This is a genomic window from Terasakiella sp. 4MB5A, assembly GCF_050058155.1.
GTDB classification, from domain to species: Bacteria; Pseudomonadota; Alphaproteobacteria; order Rhodospirillales; family Terasakiellaceae; genus Terasakiella; species Terasakiella halodenitrificans.
This window is the reverse complement of sequence record NZ_CP188815.1, coordinates 3,690,293-3,706,167: the sequence shown is the minus strand read 5'-3', so window position 1 is coordinate 3,706,167 and position 15,875 is coordinate 3,690,293. Positions and strand designations below refer to the sequence as shown.

Genomic DNA, 15,875 nt, shown 5'->3' with positions numbered 1-15,875 from the left:
GATCCATACCAGACTTACTTTGCAAGTATCATTATGATAAGGCAGTTGGATATGAAGAAACGTGTTTCTGCGTTGTTAATTGGGTTTGGCGTTCTTCTGAGTATAGGGCAAGTGAACGCCAATAGTGAATTTCGCAATGCGGTTCGTATTGTAGGATCCTCAACAGTTTTTCCTTTTGCGGCTTTTGTTGCTGAAAAATACTATCGAAAAACGGGCGCAGAATCGCCAGTTGTTGAATCGACTGGCTCCGGTGGCGGGATTAAAATGTTTTGTTCCGGTATTGGAATTGAGACACCGGATATTGTCAATGCGTCCCGGCGTATGAAGATCAGTGAAATTCGACAATGTGCCCATAATAAGGTTGATCATATTTCTGAAATTATGATCGGTTGGGATGGGATCGTTATTGCGAAGTCGCGAGATAGTGCTGAATTTAATTTGACCCGCCGACATTTGTGGAAAGCATTAGCAAAACGTTTGCCAGTTGATGGTCAACTTGTCAGCAATCCGCATAAACTATGGTCACATATCGACTCGAGTTTGCCAGATGTTCCAATTCAATTTTTTGGGCCGCCGCCGACCTCAGGAACACGTGATGTTTTTGTCGATGAAGTTATGAACAATGGTTGTCGGGGGTCGGATTATATCGAAAAACTGGATTCACCAACCCGTAAAACGGTTTGTGGCGAAATGCGTGAAGATGGCGTTTATATCGAGGCGGGTGAAGATGATGATTTGATCGTGCGCCGTTTATCAAACAATCCAAAGGCCTTGGGCATTTTGGGATATAACGCGCTGGAAAGACGCAGTGGTTTAATTTCCGCGTTGAATATTGATGGTGTGGTGCCTACCTTTGAAACCATCCGTGATGGGATGTATCCCTTGGCACGACCTTTGTTTTTATATGTGAAAACAGAACATATGAAAGTTTTGCCTCAAATCGGTGAGTATTTGAAAGAATTTATGAGTGATGCAGCAATTGGGGAAGAAGGCTATTTAACCGATAATGGTTTGATCCCGTTACAAGATGATTTGGGACGAAGCATGAAAGCGCAGGTCTTAAAACTTTCAACTCAGTAATGAATGCAATGCAGAAAAAAAAAGCCGCTGGTGAGTATCCCCGGCGGCTTTTTTTATTCAGGATGGGATTTATAGTTTTTGTTTGGTCGGACGGATAATAATTTCGTTGACGTCTACTTCGTCCGGTTGTTCGATCGCATACAGGCAGGCGTTGGCGATATCTTCTGCGCGAATGGCATCTTCATAGAGTTTATCAATGCCTTGCGCAATTTTATCATTACTGATGCTTTGTGTTAGTTCAGATTCAACGGCGCCTGGAGATAAGATGGTTGTACGCAAGAAGCCACGAGATTCTTGACGTAAGCCTTCTGAAATGGCGCGCACGGCAAACTTGGTTGCGGCATAAACACCGGATGAAGGCGTAACAACATGACCTGCGACTGAGGCGACATTGATGATGTGCCCGGATTTTTGTGCCTGCATGGTATCGATCACTGCGGCGATGCCATGTAAAACACCTTTGATGTTGACATCAATCATCTGGTTCCATTCATTGAGTTTTTTCTCGCTGAAGAAGGACAGTGGCATTAGGCCAGCATTATTAATTAAAATATCGATGGTGGAAAATTCATCCAAGGCCAGTTGGGCTAGGGCCTGAACATCGTCAAACGATGTGACATCACACTTCATAAAGCGGACGTTTTTACCAAGTTCGTTACAGAGGGTGCTAAGTTTATCTTCTCTGCGCGCGCCAAGAACAAGATTTGCGCCTAAAGGTGCAAACTTGCGGGCCATTGCTTCACCCAAACCGCTGCTGGCACCTGTGATAATAATTGTTTTTCCTGCTAGTTGTGACATGGGAACCCTTTGTTTCATTTGATATTTATCATTGAAGATTAAATCATTGTTGAAAGTGGGGCAATCGTAATGATTTTCTATTGGAAGTTTGGTAGAATGACAAAACGAGGGCAAATAACGAACGGATGGCCAAACATGTCAACAGATGAGCATCTAATTGCAGAAATAAAAAGAGAACTGGATTGGGCTGCAGAAGAAGTCAAGCGGACTGAATCTGAGGTTATGCGCCTGGAAAGAGAATTTAACAAATTGATGAAAGAGGCGGGTGAAACAGATTATGCGCGTCTCCAAGAAGAAAAAATCCATTTACAAGGGCGGGTGGGTTTGCATGATGCTTATTCTTTGCAGCGGCGTGCGGCAACCCGTTTTGCGACGCTTTGTCATGTGTTTGAAATAGCCAGTCGCGAAAAGTCTTCTGAAGATATTCGGGAAGAGCTTTGTCATTTCATGTACCGGGCGATTGATGGTGCGCCGGAAAATGCCGATCAAAAAGACAAGTTGTTGGAGTTGTCGGAAGCCTTGAAAGCTTATTTTGAGGATGGTTATTCGAATGAGGCAGACGAAGCCATTCGCGAGGCTTGGCAGAATATTGAGGAAACGATCCGTGGGTTGGGGCGAAAAGTGTAACACCTAAAAGTCAAATCGCAAAAAAAGAAGCCGGTCATAGAGACCGGCTTTTTAGTTTGTTAGAAGCTATTCCTAGCTTCTAGGCGCTCTGATCGGGATAAACCCGAAAAGGTATCGATCATAAAAATATCAATCGGAGATTTCAATTTTTAGACCGACGAGATCGGCGGAATAGATAACTATTATATTAACCGAACTCTATGATTTTTCTACTAAAAAAAGATACGTATGATCCCTTAAGGGATATCGACAGAGAAGGTGCACGCATAAGTTTTGCAACTTTTTGGTTGTTGTGTTTGGTGTGTTTTAATCGCTCTTTACGAGAGGCCAATGCATCAATGTGTATAAATTGTGTGCATTCCTTTAATTTTCTCGACTGGGGTGCGTGCACCATTGCTATTGGCTTCGCTTATGATAATGATCCAACGTGAAGCGATTGCGTCAAGGCGTGCGCCGATGCGATGAAACTCGATAAATTGATCATCAAAATTATCTTTATTCATTTTTGCCGTTAAAGATTTTAGGAATTGATTTATTTGATCAATTTCCTGCGACATGAGTTTCAAATCTTTTTGGAAACCAAGATAGATTTCTTTAATTCGTGTTTTTGCTGTGGGGCCGGGCTCGCTGGCCGCTAATTTACGTAATAATCCTTCAAATTTTGTTTTTGCTTTATGAATTTGGAGTGCTTTGTTCTGAATAGTTTCAATAAATGTCAGCGCAATAGCATATTTAAACAAACGATTCATGACTTGGGTCGTCGAAATCCCTAGAACTTTGGCGGCCAATTCGAATTGAGCTTGTGCTGAGGTTGCATTTCGCAGAGCGTCCAGTTCTTTTTCTTCTGTAACGTCATGTTCTCTGGAGAGTAATTCGTTGAGTAATAATTTGGCGATATAGCGTTGAGAGCGCCCAAACAATTTATTACGTTCACTCGCCATTTCACGATCGCTGTATTGATCATAATAGCGAAGTGTTTGTGCACATAGATGTACAGCATTGTCGCCATTGCGTTCCAGTGGGCGTTGAACGAAACTGAGATATTGTGTTGGCGATAGTCCTTGAAGACCTGGAACCAATTGTGGAAGACGCGTAGGGTTGACGAAGCGATCTTGCTGGTGGCGTTCTTTATCCATCCACTGATTATCTGTTGCTTTCAAACGTTGCCAGGCACTCATATCCAGAACAATTTCTCCATCGCCCCGTCTGGTTAAAAGAAGTTGGGACAACAAGTCTCTGGTCTCATTTGCAATTTTGCTCTGAGCTTCGGCCATTTTAAGTGTTTGCTTTACATGCGATCTAACGGCATGAAAGATATCTGTGTTGGTGCCCGTCGCCATGATGGGGCTTTCCTTATGATCTGTTTAACTCAAAACTTTAGATTGATTCTTAAAGCGCTATCGCTTTCCCTCTTTCCTTTTTTATATAGAAAATATGCTACGGAAAAAAGCATTAAGAACGAAATTGACAAAGATCTCTTTTATATCAGATGGTAATAATGTATTAATTGCCCAAAGGTTTACATAGGATAGGATGAGAATCATGCGCAGTGTAATAAGATGCGTAAGCTTTTTTATGCTAACACTCATTGCGGGTGTTTCGGCTTACGCGTCCGAGTTGAAAATAAAAGACTTAACTGTGGGGGCTGGTGAGTTAGTTGAAAATGAAAAACAGGTGGTTGTTCATTATACCGGCTGGCTTTTAAACGGAAAAAAATTCGACTCCAGTCATGATCGTAACCGTCCTTTTTCATTTACTGTTGGCGCACGTCAGGTGATTCCCGGTTGGGAAACCGGTGTTTTAGGGATGAAGGTTGGCGGTAAACGCGAACTGATCATTCCACCAGAAATGGCTTATGGGGCCCGTGGGGTGGGTGATGTGATTCCGCCTGACTCTACATTACGTTTTGAGATTGAGCTTCTTGGTGTGAAAGAGGCTCCGCTTAAAAATATTGATAATGCTGGATTGAAAGCTTTGCTGCAAAAAGGAGTAAAGGTAATCGATATCCGGACGCCGGCAGAATGGCAGCAAACAGGCGTGGTTGAAGGAAGTCGTCTGCTTCCCTTTAGAATGGCAAACGGTAAAATCAACCGGAATTTTCCAACTGAGTTGGCAAAGTTGGTACAGCCGGATGAAGATATAATTTTGATTTGTCGTTCCGGGAATCGTTCTAGTGCGGCAGGGCAATTGCTGACCCAACGGTTTGGCTATTCCAAAGTTTACAATGTACGCAAAGGCATGAATTTGTGGTTAAGCGAAGGAAATACAACGGTTCAACCCCATGAGGATGATGTTAAAAAACATCAATAACTAACCGTTTTGTTAGAGAAAAGCCCTTTCCGTGATAATCCCGTGGAAAGGGCTTTTTTTAGTCTTTCTATTTTCAGAAGATTTGTGCATATTTAGCTAAATGGATAATATCTGGAGCATAAGAAATGTCCGAATCTGTAGAGCAGACCGTTCAAACTGTTATTGATTTTGTCGCAATGTATGGGTTGCAGGTTATTGCTGCAATCATCATCTTAATCGTCGGTTTTTGGTTTGCGGCTTTTTCTAAACGAAAATGCCATGACCTGTTGATGAAAAGCCCGAACGTGGATGAAATGTTGGCGGGTTTTCTTGCAACAATCGTAAAATATATCGTTGTTGCGGTCACCGTTTTGGCGGTTTTGAACAAGTTTGGCATTGAAACAACGAGTTTAATTGCTGTGTTGGGTGCGGCTGGTCTTGCCATTGGTTTGGCCTTGCAGGGGACACTTAGCAATGTGGCTGCAGGTGTTATGATCTTGTTTTTACGCCCCTTTAAGGTTGGCCAGTTTGTCGATATCGGCGGGGTGAGCGGAACCGTGAAAGGCGTCTCTTTATTCACAACGGAATTGGCAACCGGGGATAATGTGCAAATCCTGTTGCCGAACTCGCAGGTGTGGGGCAGCGCTATTTTAAATTACAGCGCGCATTCCACCCGTCGTGTCGATCTGTTGATGGGGATTGCTTATGAAGATGATATTAACAAGGCAATGGCAGTGATCGAAGATCTGGCCAAAGCAGATGATCGCATTAAGAAAGATCCGGCCCCTGTCTTGGCTGTTGGGGAATTGGCGGACAGTTCTGTCAATATCATTGTGCGCGTTTGGGTTAATTCTTCTGATTATTGGGGGGTCCGTTGGGGCTTGACGAAAAGTATCAAGGAAGCTTTCGATCAAAACGGGATTTCCATTCCTTTCCCACAGCAAGTTGTGCATCACGTAAATGCGCCGACAGACGCTGAATAATAAGGTTTGAACCCTATTCGAAAAGCCCTCAATGACATTATTGAGGGCTTTTTTTTAGGTCTATAACTCACCCAAAAAGAAAGGTTGAAGTTTACGCAGGCGCGTTGCCGCAAAACGGATAAAGGTTTGGATACGGGGTACTTTTCTTAAATCTGGGTGCGTTAAAATCCATAAATCATGGTAAGGCGCGCTGTCGATATGAGGCACACGTTGAAAGGTTGGATTGCTATCACCAATAAAACAAGGCATGCGGGCGACGCCCATACCGGCATTAACTGCGCCATAAACAGCAACCATATCGTCAAATCTGGCAATGACACGAGCGTTCGGATAGGCTTTTAGAACTTCAGGGGCGGGTTGATCCCCGCGCCACATGAAATTCAGACAATTCAAAGGATCCTGTTCTTGGCGTTGTTCCAGATATGAACGGCTGGCGTAGTACATACAGTTTTGCTGCAAGACCCGTTGCCCCCACAAGGTATTTTCCGGTTCATTGACAGCACGGATGGACACATCGGCCTCGCGTCGATGCAGGTTGACGGCATCTAAGGTCGCAATAATCTGGAGATCGATTTGTGGATAAAGGGCTTTAAACTCGGCAAGAATGTCCGCAAATTTTAATTGTACGATCAATTGTGGTGCGGAAATTTTTAAGGGGCCAGCCAAAACGGTGTCTTTGGCGGCAATGGACACTTCAAGGCTCAAAATATGGCGTTCGATCTCAATCGCACTTTCAATGGCTTTTTCACCATGTTCAGTTGGGTGCAGACCGTCAGACATACGGTCAAAAAGGCGGGCACCCATTTGTGTTTCCAATGTGCTGAGGCGTCTGGAAACGGTTGCGTGATTAACGCCAAGAGTACGCGCGGCACCGCTTAGGGTGCCATGACGATAAATTGCCAAGGCGTATTTTAGATCATCCCAATTTTCCATCTGTGCATTATTACACATCTATTGTGACTATTTATAGAATTTTCGCACAGGTGGTTTGCGATTACTTTTCGTGTACAGGTCAATTCAAATTTAAAAGGATATTATGATGACAGTTTATTGTATTGCCCAAGCCAAGAATATTAATCCGGATGCGTTAGCAGAATATCGGGCTCATGCCAAAGATGCCTTATCTAAATATAATGGTGCATTGGTTACTTCCAGTGCCAATATTATTCAAATTGAAGGAGAAACTACGGGTTATGAGAGTATTGCTTTGCTGACGTTCCCTGATGCGCAGTCGGCTGTAAATTGGCGTCAAGATACCGAATTGGCACCTGTTCACGATATGCGGGCGCGTTCGGGTACTTGGTCTATTCAAATGTTAGGATAAAACAAGTCTGGGTGATTTATAATTAAGGCGACACTTTTGTTTTTTGAACAATGATCCGACTGACTTTGCCCTGTCCGCCTTTATGAAAGGTGGATGGGGCAATTTCACGTTCACATTCTTCTAAATGCAAAATCATATAGCGGTTGAAATCGCTGGCGAGATCAACGGCAGTGTAACATAATTCGCGCAAGGACGGTCCGCCAAGGCCACGCCCGACATGAGCGGGATGGAAAACTTCCAGCACGAGAACACCATCTGGGACCAAGGCATTCATCATAGTTTGATGCATTTGGGGGCGTTGATTGGGCATGAAATAGAGATGAAGACAGGCAACCGCGTCAAATTTACCAATCGGCCAGTTCCATTTTTCTAAATCAGCGCATAAGGCGTGAAAATTCGAGCTCAGGTGACGTTGATCAGCTTGTTGTTGGGCTTTGCGTACGGCATTTGAGGCGCCATCAATAGAGGTTACTTTAAATCCTTGTTCGGCGAGCCATAAACCGTTTCGTCCTTCGCCATCACCCACGGCGAGAATATGCCCGCCCTTTGGGAAAAGATGGCTATTTTCTACAAGGAAACCATTTGGGGAGGTGCCGAAAACGAGACCGTCCCCTGCGTATTTTTCATTCCATTTCTGGATGACATCATTCATCTGGGTCCAAGGGTCCTTCTTTTTGCACCATCAGGCGGAACGCTTCAATGGGAACCGGGGGGCTGTAGTAATAGCCCTGAATATAATCACATCCTCCTTCGCGCAGGATATTCAGTTGTTCCAGTTCTTCAACCCCTTCGGCAACGACTTTCATATGAAGGCTGTTTGCCATAGAGAGAATGGCTGAGACAACAGCGGCCGCTTCGTCATCCGTGGTGAGATCGAGAATAAAGGCGCGATCAATTTTTAAGGTCGTGATTGGGAAGCGTCGTAAATAGCTGAGGGAGGAATACCCTGTGCCAAAATCATCAATGGAAAGGCCGACACCGAGTTTACGCACGTCATGAAGTTGGCGCACAATTTTTTCGTCATCGACAATCAACAGGCTTTCGGTAATTTCCAAAGTCAAGCGATGGGGGGGCAGTCCGGTTTTTTCAAGGGTATCGCGGACCAGGGCAACGACATCGGTGCGCTGGAATTGACGCGAGGACATATTGACGGAAAGATTGGGCGGGTTTTTGACTTTCTTTGCCCAATTAACAGCTTCAAAGCAGGCTTTTTCCAGAACCCAGGCACCGATTGGAAGGATCAGCCCTGTGTCTTCTGCCAAGGGGATGAATTTGTCAGGAAAGACGTTACCATGTTCCGGTTGATGCCATCTCAGTAACGTTTCACAACTGACCAATTCGCTGGTGCGAGCATCGACGATAGGTTGATAGTGAAGAACAAATTCTTCGCGTTCCAAGGCCAGATGCAATGCGGTTTCCAAGGCGCGGCGTTCGTTGGCCTCGTCGTTCATTTGTGTGGTAAAAAATTGGCTAAGATTGCGCCCGTTTTCTTTTGCTTGATACATGGCGGTATCGGCATTTTTTAACAGATCTTCAACGTTGGCTCCGTCGCTGGGGAAAATTGTGATCCCGATACTGGCTGAAACAAAGGCGACATGTTGTTCCAAGTCATAAGGCGCTGACAAACTTTTCAGGAGGTTTTCGATCAAATGCTCAATTTGAGTGAAATCACTGAGATCACTGAGAATGACGGTAAATTCATCTCCACCCAGTCGTGCCACGGTATCGGAACGGCGCACCAAAGCGCTGAGGCGGGCGGCAGCTTCTTGTAGTAATAAATCTCCGCAAGCGTGCCCCAGTGTATCATTGACGTTTTTAAATCGGTCAAGATCGATAAATAGCAGGGCAATTTGTGTGTCGCTTCGTTCGGCCTGAATGATGGCGCGTTGTAGGCGATCCATAAACAGGCTGCGATTGGGTAAACCGGTCAGGGCATCATAATTGGCTTGATAAAGAATACGTTCTTCATTGCGCTTGCGCAGTGTAATATCACTAAAGAGGCTGATGAAGCGCTGAATTTTACCGGTTTCATCGTGAATGGTTTTGATGGAGAGCCATTGCGGATATACTTCCCCGTTTTTGCGTCGATTCCAGATTTCACCTTCCCAACGGCCAATTTTGTTAAGCTTTTCAATCATGCTACGATAAAAGTCGGCTTGGTGACGCCCAGACTTTAGGATGGAGGGCGTTTGTCCTGTGGCTTCTTCGACAGAATATCCGGTGATTTCACTAAAGGCGCTATTTACAGTTTCGATAACGTTATTGGCATCACAGACCATAATGGCTTCGGATGCCGCTTCGAAAACAGCCGCCGCCAATTGTAATTGATCCTCGGCTTTTTTGCGTTCTGTAATATCTTCTTTGACAGCGAGGAAATGTGTAATCTCGCCTTGTTCATTTTTAATAGAACTGATGGCGGCACTTTCCCAATAGATCCTGCCATCTTTATGTTGGTTGCAAAATTCGCCGCGCCAGTCCTTTCCCTGTTTCAAGGTTGTCCACATTGTGGCGTAATCGGTTTTTATATCTGTGGGTGCCGAGAGAATTTTTGGGTTTTTGCCGATGACTTCGGAAAGTGTATAGCCTGAAACCTCGGTGAACTTCGGGTTGACATATTCGATGCGTGCTTTTGCATCAGTAATGACAACGCTGGTCGGGCTTTGTTCAATCGCTCGAGATAGTTTTTTTAGGCTGTTTTCTGATTTTTGGCGCCTTAGGTTTTCAAGCTGAACGGCACTGAAAGCTCGTTGAACCAAAAAGGCATAGATGAGGATCAAAGTAGAAAAGATAACCCCGATAATAGTATAGGCAATGGTTTGCTGTTTCCATGCTTTTATGACGTTTTGGACATTAACATCGACGGTGAGAATTAAATCGTAATTGGGTACTTTCGTACGCGTATTAATATTTTTCTTCCCTGTTATAAGATTGCGTTCGGTCTGCAGGGATTGTTTTTTAGTGCTGGAAAACAAGTCACTGATATCATGATGAAAAGCCATGATTTCTGGGATGGATAAGAGGCGGGCACTTTTGTTGTAGAGTGCGATATCATGTTCGCTGTTATCCATGCCGACTTGATAAATTTCTTTTAAGTAACTGTTGCGAATTTTGGCAATGATATACCCCTGCAATGTACCGAGAGAATCATAAACAGGGCGGCTCAGTCCGATAGTTGTTTTACTGTTTAATCGGTCAATCAATAAACGGCGGTCCGGGTTGCGCAGCATTTGAATACGGAAGGTGTCGTTTGCGTCAGAACCCGTATATGTGTAATCGTATCGATGATTAAAAAGGACTTTTCCGTCAGCCGATAGAATGACAATATCGCGTAATTGAGGCATGCCACTGAAAGCCGTCGTGAGAAATTCATGTGCTTGTGGCGGGGCATTTTTGAGCTTATCCCAATGTTTTGAAAAATGACTGACGGTGCGCATGATGGCGAGGTCAACGGTTTTTATGGATGTTGAGGTATGATGTGCCAGTCGTGTTCCGAGGCTGGCAATATCATTTTCCGCACGCGTCAGAACGGATTGGTAGTTGTGCCAAGTGAATACACTTCCGATGATCCAGAGGGACAAGCATAAAAGTAAGCCACCAAGAAGGATATGTGTACTTCTGGTTCTTTGATAAAGCCGGCCTGTATTCTGCTCGGATGAAAATTTTGTCACGGTCTTGCCCTATGCCCCCTTCGGCTTACCTCACAGAAACATCAGGTTGAAAGAAAAATACAATCTGTCTGTTTTGTTGATGAATATATCATTTTGTTTATAGGGAATCTACGTATCCATCATGATAAGATGATGGAATGTAAAAAGACTTTCTTTTTGCACTTGCGAAAAGCTGGTGTATGCTCCAAATCAACTATAGTTATTCTTATGCCATGAGGGGGTATATTCGTGTCGTTCTATATGGAAATGTATGAGGCCAAGAAAACAACGGCGCATGATGCGGTTGCGAGTATTGCTGATCGCTCCAATCTGATTTTGGGGATGGGGGCTGCCATGCCGCCTGCCTTGATGGAGGCCGTAGCCAGTCGTGCAAAGCAGGGTTGGTTTACCAACCTGAATGTTTATTACATGCATGCCAGTGCCGCAGCGACTGAATCGTTGTTGGTGCCGGAATTGATGCCTGTGATTAAACCGCATCCCTTGTTTATGAGTAGTCATGATCGCCAATTGGCAAAGCAAGGCTATGATGTCGGCGAAGAGTGGGTGCATTTTGTCCCATGCCTGTTTCATCAGGCAGGCCGTTTGTTGACGGAGTCAATTTCACCAGATTGTTTTATCGTAACCGTATCACCGATGGACAAGTCCGGTCATTTCAGTTTGGGGACAAATCCGGATTACGGTGCCACTGTTGTACGCAAAGCTAAACGGATCATTGTCGAAGTAAACGAAAATATGCCACGATCATTTGGCGAATGTTTATTACACATTTCCGATGTGGATATGATCGTTGAGAATAATCCGCCTTTGATGGAAACGATTATCGGTGGCGGCAGTGTGGAAGATGAAAAAATCGGTCATTTCATTGCCGAACGCATCCCTGATGGCGCAACGCTGCAAATGGGGATCGGTGCAGTGCCGAACTCGGTTATGAGCCAGCTTGTCAGCCACAAGGATTTGGGTTTGCATTCGGAGCTATTCTCACCGCCGATGGTGGATTTGATTAAACGCGGCGTTTTAAATGGTCGTCGTAAGTCACTGTTGCCCTATAAGCATGTCTTTACATTGGCGCTTGGCGACCGGGATATGTTTGATTTTATGGATGATAACCCATCCATCGTTGGCTATCCCGTATCTTATGTGAACAACCCGTCTGTCATTCGAAAGAATGAAAATATGATTTCTGTTAATGCGGCTATTGAAGTTGATTTTACCGGCCAGGTGAATTCTGAAAGTATTGGGGGGCATCAATTCTCTGGCACGGGGGGACAGCTGGACTTTGTACGTGGTGCTTACGCCTCACCAGGTGGGAAATCCTTTATTGCCCTGCATTCCACAGCTAAAAAAGGCACCATTTCACGAATTGTTCCACATTTGACGGGTGGGGCGGTGACGGACCCGCGTATGGACGTTCAATTTGTTGTGACGGAATATGGTGTGGCTGATATGAAGGGACGTTCGTTGCAACAACGTGCCAAGGCCTTAATTGATATTGCACACCCGGACTTCCGTGAAGACTTATCGAGAGAAGCCCATAGCATGGGGATGATGTAATTGGCCCACACCTTCTAAAAGAGGTAATACGCTTTATAAATGTATCCATTTAGGGGAAGCCTGTACTTTGTGCAGGCTTTTTTCTTGTTTCTATTTAAGGGGAATGGATCGCAGAAGTAGCTTAAGGTTTGTAAATAGGATATTTTTGTTTTGAATCTATAAGAAGGCGGGGGCCGTTTAATGCGCAGAGTTATCCTGATAGGAAGTCTTTTTTCTTTATTGTTGAGCCTTGTATATGTGCCGGCCTCTGCGGAAACAACGCAGCGTCTACAAGCCCAAAAAATTGATCTTGCAGGGCGTCAACGGATGTTGAGCCAGCGCCTTGCCAAAGCTGCCTGCTTTATTGCGACTTTTAGTGATGTGGAACAGCATCGTAAAATTCTCCTTCAGACGGCTGATCTTTTAAAGGCGAGCCATGAGGCTTTAAAAAATGGTAGTTCGCAAGAGGGCTTTCTCCCGGAAAGCAATAAAGCGATTCGAGAAGAATTAGATAAACTGGATACGGCGCTTGAAATGTTGGATTTCGGTGCTCGTCTATTGGGGGAAAGTGCGTCGTTGCCGGGACTGGGTGTTGATTTAATCGCGCAATATAATCTTGAAGCACTGCTTCAGTTTGAACGGGTCGTAAAGGTAATGGAGATGGAATATGCATCCAGTCGGGAAATGGAAAAAGGCCATGTCCGTGCCTTAAATATTGCTGGACGCCAGCGTATGTTGATTCAAAAAGCAGCCAAGGAGTTTTGTTTGATCACATACGGTGTGAATGTGGATGAAAATCGAGTGAACCTCGCCAAGACGGTGCATTTGTTTGATACGGCTATTGAGGATTTGCGCAGTGGAAATCCGCGCCAAGGCATTTCGGCTGTCCCGACATTTGAAATTCGTAATGAATTGTCACAGGTTAAAGTAGATTGGCAGTTACCGCGTGGTGTTTTACTAGCGGTTGCGAGTGGGTTTCAGGCGCGAGCATCTGATTTTGAGAAAATTGCAAAATCAAATGAAGCATTACTCCGTGAAGCTAATCAGATTGTCCATATGTTGGTTGAGCATTATAAAGATACTCCCGCATCATCAGAATGATGTAAGTGCTAAAAGCAGTTTTTATCTCTCTTATTTCTCGCTAAGGTGATTTACGGTGAAGCAAGTTGAATAAACATCTAAGCAAGAAGGGTGAGAGCTAGTTGAAAAAAATTGCTGCCATAGGAATGATACTGTTGTGTTGTGGTTTTGCGCGTCCAGGACTGGCGGATGACGGTGAATTTCTACGTAAAACAAATTTGGTTGCTATTCAAAATATGTTGACGCAACGTTTGGCAAAGGCGGCTTGTTTTATTGGGACGTTTACAGAAACGGATCAATATCGTGATATCCTTATCCAAAGTCGTGAAATGTTTGATGCTAATCTGATGATTTTAAAAGAGGGGCACGTGGCATACGGCATTGACCCTGCAAATGATGTCGTGGTTTTAGATCAATTGAAACGCTTGGAACCGGTGTGGCGGCGTTTGAAGTTTGCATCAGACCTGTTGGCGGAGTCACCGCAATATCCGGGATTAGATGTGAATATGATTGAAGAATTCAATATATCGACTTTGAAGCTTACTGAGGAATTAGGCGATTATTATCGTAGCCGGATAGCAGATGAACCGGATGCGGTGGAAATGGTCCGTTTAACGGGTGCGCTGGCAACCTTGTCGCAAAGGGCGGCAAAGGAGTTTTGTATGACCTCTTATGGGTTATCCGCAAATATCAACCGAAATGCGTTAGCCCGTTCCATTCAGGAATTTGATCAAATTCTGGAGGATTTGATGGTTGGTAATGAGGCCTTCAATATAATTGCGCCCCCTGAAGTCGAGCTTGCTCAGGCATTAAACGAGCTTAAACGTGAATGGAATGCACCTAAGCGTGTGATGATGGCAATTGCCAACAGCATGCACGCAAAGACATCTGATTTCAGTGTGATTTCACGGACCAGCGAAGTGATTATGAAGCAAAGCCGGAAAATTGCCGACTTATACCTGAACCATTATAAAAAAGTCATGGCTGAGAAGGCTATAGAGCGACAATTTTCCCAGGGTTCATAATGTTATCGGGATCCAGTGCTTTTTTCAAACTGCGCATGATTTCCAGACCGGCCTCACCGAATTCGCTTTCCAGATATTTCATTTTACCATGCCCGATACCATGTTCACCTGTACAGGTCCCGTCCATTTCGATGGCGCGTTCTACAATACGGGCATTCAGGCGTTTGGCCTCTGTCAGTTCTTTTTCATCATCCGGCATAAAGGCAAACAGGGTATGGAAATTACCATCGCCAACATGACCGACAATGGTGCCATCAAGAAACGATTCTTCAATATCCTGTTTGGTTGCCATGATGGCTTCGGCAAGGCGTGAGATCGGGACGCAGGCATCGGAGGAAACCCCTTTACATCCCGGTCGTAAGGCAAGTGCTGCATAATAGGCATTGTGGCGTGCATTCCACAGACGGTCTCGGTCTTCCAGTTGGCTGGCCCACTGGAAATTTTTCCCGCCATAGTCTTCTGCGAGGCTTTTGACCATTTCAATCTGTTCTTCTACAGACGACGGGGAGCCATGGAATTCAAAAAACAGAGTTGGGGCAACTTCGTAATCCAGTTTGGAATATTGGTTAACCGCGTACATCTGGCGGTCATCCAGCAATTCCATCCGCGCAACGGGAATACCACATTGAATGATGGAAATAACCGTGTTGACGGCTTCCTCCAAACTGGGGAAAGGGCAGACAGCCGCACTGATGGTTTCCGGGATACCGTATAAGCGCAAGGTGACTTCGGTGACAATACCAAGTGTGCCTTCCGCCCCGACATAAAGGCGGGTCAGGTCATATCCGGCGGCAGATTTTTTGGCACGGGACGCTGTTTTAACAATATCGCCATTCGGGGTGACCACGGTCAGGGCCAGTACGTTTTCACGCATGGTGCCATATCGCACCGCATTGGTGCCAGAGGCCCGCGTGGAGGCCATACCCCCAAGGGAGGCATCCGCACCGGGGTCGATGGGGAAGAAGAGTCCTGTGTCGCGCAGATATTCGTTTAAGGCTTTGCGTGTGACACCGGCTTCAACCGTTACATCCATATCTTCCGGGCGGGCTTCGATAATTTTATCCATTTGGGACAGGTCGATGCAAACACCACCATGTAAGGCGGCAATATGGCCTTCCAGTGATGTCCCCGTTCCATAAGGGATGACCGGGACCTTGTGTTTGGCACAAAGTTTGACAACATCTGACACTTCTTTTGTGGAAAGTGTGAAGACCACCACATCCGGGGCCTGCGCCTTATGGTATGACTCATCTGTTCCATGTTGTTCACACAAGGCTTTTGAGGTGGAAACCCGATCCTTGTCTGTGAGGGTGTGCAGTTGGTTTAAAAAGGTTTGGTCGATCGTTCCGTATGAAAAGGTCATGGCTAACCATTTGTTGTCAATTTCAGTTGAAACGATACTAAGCATCCTTCCGCCAAAGAACAATAGGGCAAAAGTGCGTATGAGACTTGACTTAAAAGTTGGGTCGTG

At 45.1% G+C, this 15,875-nt stretch carries 14 protein-coding genes; 8 read left to right on the top strand and 6 right to left on the bottom strand.

Annotated features, from left to right (window positions below):
• Positions 1 to 51 precede the first annotated feature (51 nt).
• Positions 52 to 1,080: a substrate-binding domain-containing protein gene (locus ACI0FF_RS17650; RefSeq protein ID WP_419798061.1), complete on the top strand. Its 1,029-nt coding sequence runs from the start codon at positions 52 to 54 to the stop codon at positions 1,078 to 1,080.
• Between the two features lie 69 nt (positions 1,081 to 1,149).
• Here the strand turns inward: ACI0FF_RS17650 and ACI0FF_RS17645 are convergent, their stop codons facing one another.
• Positions 1,150 to 1,878: an SDR family oxidoreductase gene (locus tag ACI0FF_RS17645; protein WP_419798060.1), complete on the bottom strand. Its 729-nt coding sequence runs from the start codon at positions 1,876 to 1,878 to the stop codon at positions 1,150 to 1,152.
• 135 nt (positions 1,879 to 2,013) lie between these two features.
• Between ACI0FF_RS17645 and ACI0FF_RS17640 the strand changes: the two genes are divergently transcribed.
• Complete coding sequence (locus ACI0FF_RS17640) at positions 2,014 to 2,505, top strand: hypothetical protein (protein ID WP_419798059.1); 492 nt, start codon at positions 2,014 to 2,016, stop codon at positions 2,503 to 2,505.
• Positions 2,506 to 2,840: 335 nt separating this feature from the next.
• On the opposite strand, the gene ACI0FF_RS17635 is transcribed toward ACI0FF_RS17640, so the two are convergent.
• Positions 2,841 to 3,845: a hypothetical protein gene (locus ACI0FF_RS17635; protein ID WP_419798058.1), complete on the bottom strand. Its 1,005-nt coding sequence runs from the start codon at positions 3,843 to 3,845 to the stop codon at positions 2,841 to 2,843.
• Positions 3,846 to 4,080: 235 nt separating this feature from the next.
• Here ACI0FF_RS17635 and ACI0FF_RS17630 point away from each other — a divergent pair, with 235 nt between their 5' ends.
• Complete coding sequence (locus ACI0FF_RS17630; RefSeq protein WP_419798057.1) at positions 4,081 to 4,815, top strand: FKBP-type peptidyl-prolyl cis-trans isomerase; 735 nt, start codon at positions 4,081 to 4,083, stop codon at positions 4,813 to 4,815.
• Positions 4,816 to 4,940: 125 nt separating this feature from the next.
• Complete coding sequence (locus ACI0FF_RS17625) at positions 4,941 to 5,777, top strand: mechanosensitive ion channel family protein (RefSeq protein ID WP_419798056.1); 837 nt, start codon at positions 4,941 to 4,943, stop codon at positions 5,775 to 5,777.
• A 60-nt stretch (positions 5,778 to 5,837) separates the two neighbouring features.
• Here ACI0FF_RS17625 and ACI0FF_RS17620 read toward each other — a convergent pair whose 3' ends face one another.
• Complete coding sequence (locus tag ACI0FF_RS17620; RefSeq protein WP_419798055.1) at positions 5,838 to 6,728, bottom strand: LysR family transcriptional regulator; 891 nt, start codon at positions 6,726 to 6,728, stop codon at positions 5,838 to 5,840.
• 85 nt (positions 6,729 to 6,813) lie between these two features.
• Here ACI0FF_RS17620 and ACI0FF_RS17615 point away from each other — a divergent pair, with 85 nt between their 5' ends.
• Positions 6,814 to 7,101, top strand: coding sequence for a DUF1330 domain-containing protein (locus ACI0FF_RS17615; protein WP_419798054.1), 288 nt, complete (start codon positions 6,814 to 6,816; stop codon positions 7,099 to 7,101).
• A gap of 22 nt (positions 7,102 to 7,123) precedes the next feature.
• On the opposite strand, the gene ACI0FF_RS17610 is transcribed toward ACI0FF_RS17615, so the two are convergent.
• Together ACI0FF_RS17610 and ACI0FF_RS17605 are read right to left on the bottom strand one after the other, a co-directional pair.
• Positions 7,124 to 7,753 carry a class I SAM-dependent methyltransferase gene (locus ACI0FF_RS17610; protein ID WP_419798053.1) on the bottom strand — a complete coding sequence of 210 codons (630 nt, stop codon included), beginning with the start codon at positions 7,751 to 7,753 and terminating at the stop codon, positions 7,124 to 7,126.
• Complete coding sequence (locus tag ACI0FF_RS17605) at positions 7,746 to 10,679, bottom strand: EAL domain-containing protein (protein WP_419798052.1); 2,934 nt, start codon at positions 10,677 to 10,679, stop codon at positions 7,746 to 7,748. The genes ACI0FF_RS17610 and ACI0FF_RS17605 overlap by 8 nt, the downstream gene beginning before the upstream one ends.
• A 318-nt stretch (positions 10,680 to 10,997) precedes the next feature.
• On the opposite strand from ACI0FF_RS17605, the gene ACI0FF_RS17600 reads away from it, so the two are divergent.
• The 3 genes from ACI0FF_RS17600 (at position 10,998) to ACI0FF_RS17590 (ending at position 14,404) form a co-directional block, all read left to right on the top strand.
• Entirely contained in the window at positions 10,998 to 12,320 is a 1,323-nt protein-coding gene (locus ACI0FF_RS17600) for an acetyl-CoA hydrolase/transferase family protein (protein ID WP_419798051.1), read from the top strand.
• Positions 12,321 to 12,500: 180 nt separating this feature from the next.
• Entirely contained in the window at positions 12,501 to 13,400 is a 900-nt protein-coding gene (locus ACI0FF_RS17595; protein ID WP_419798050.1) for a type IV pili methyl-accepting chemotaxis transducer N-terminal domain-containing protein, read from the top strand.
• Between the two features lie 101 nt (positions 13,401 to 13,501).
• Positions 13,502 to 14,404 carry a type IV pili methyl-accepting chemotaxis transducer N-terminal domain-containing protein gene (locus tag ACI0FF_RS17590; protein ID WP_419798049.1) on the top strand — a complete coding sequence of 301 codons (903 nt, stop codon included), beginning with the start codon at positions 13,502 to 13,504 and terminating at the stop codon, positions 14,402 to 14,404.
• On the opposite strand, the gene ACI0FF_RS17585 is transcribed toward ACI0FF_RS17590, so the two are convergent.
• Entirely contained in the window at positions 14,373 to 15,812 is a 1,440-nt protein-coding gene (locus ACI0FF_RS17585) for an FAD-binding oxidoreductase (protein WP_419798048.1), read from the bottom strand. The genes ACI0FF_RS17590 and ACI0FF_RS17585 overlap by 32 nt on opposite strands.
• Between the last annotated feature and the right edge of the window lie 63 nt (positions 15,813 to 15,875).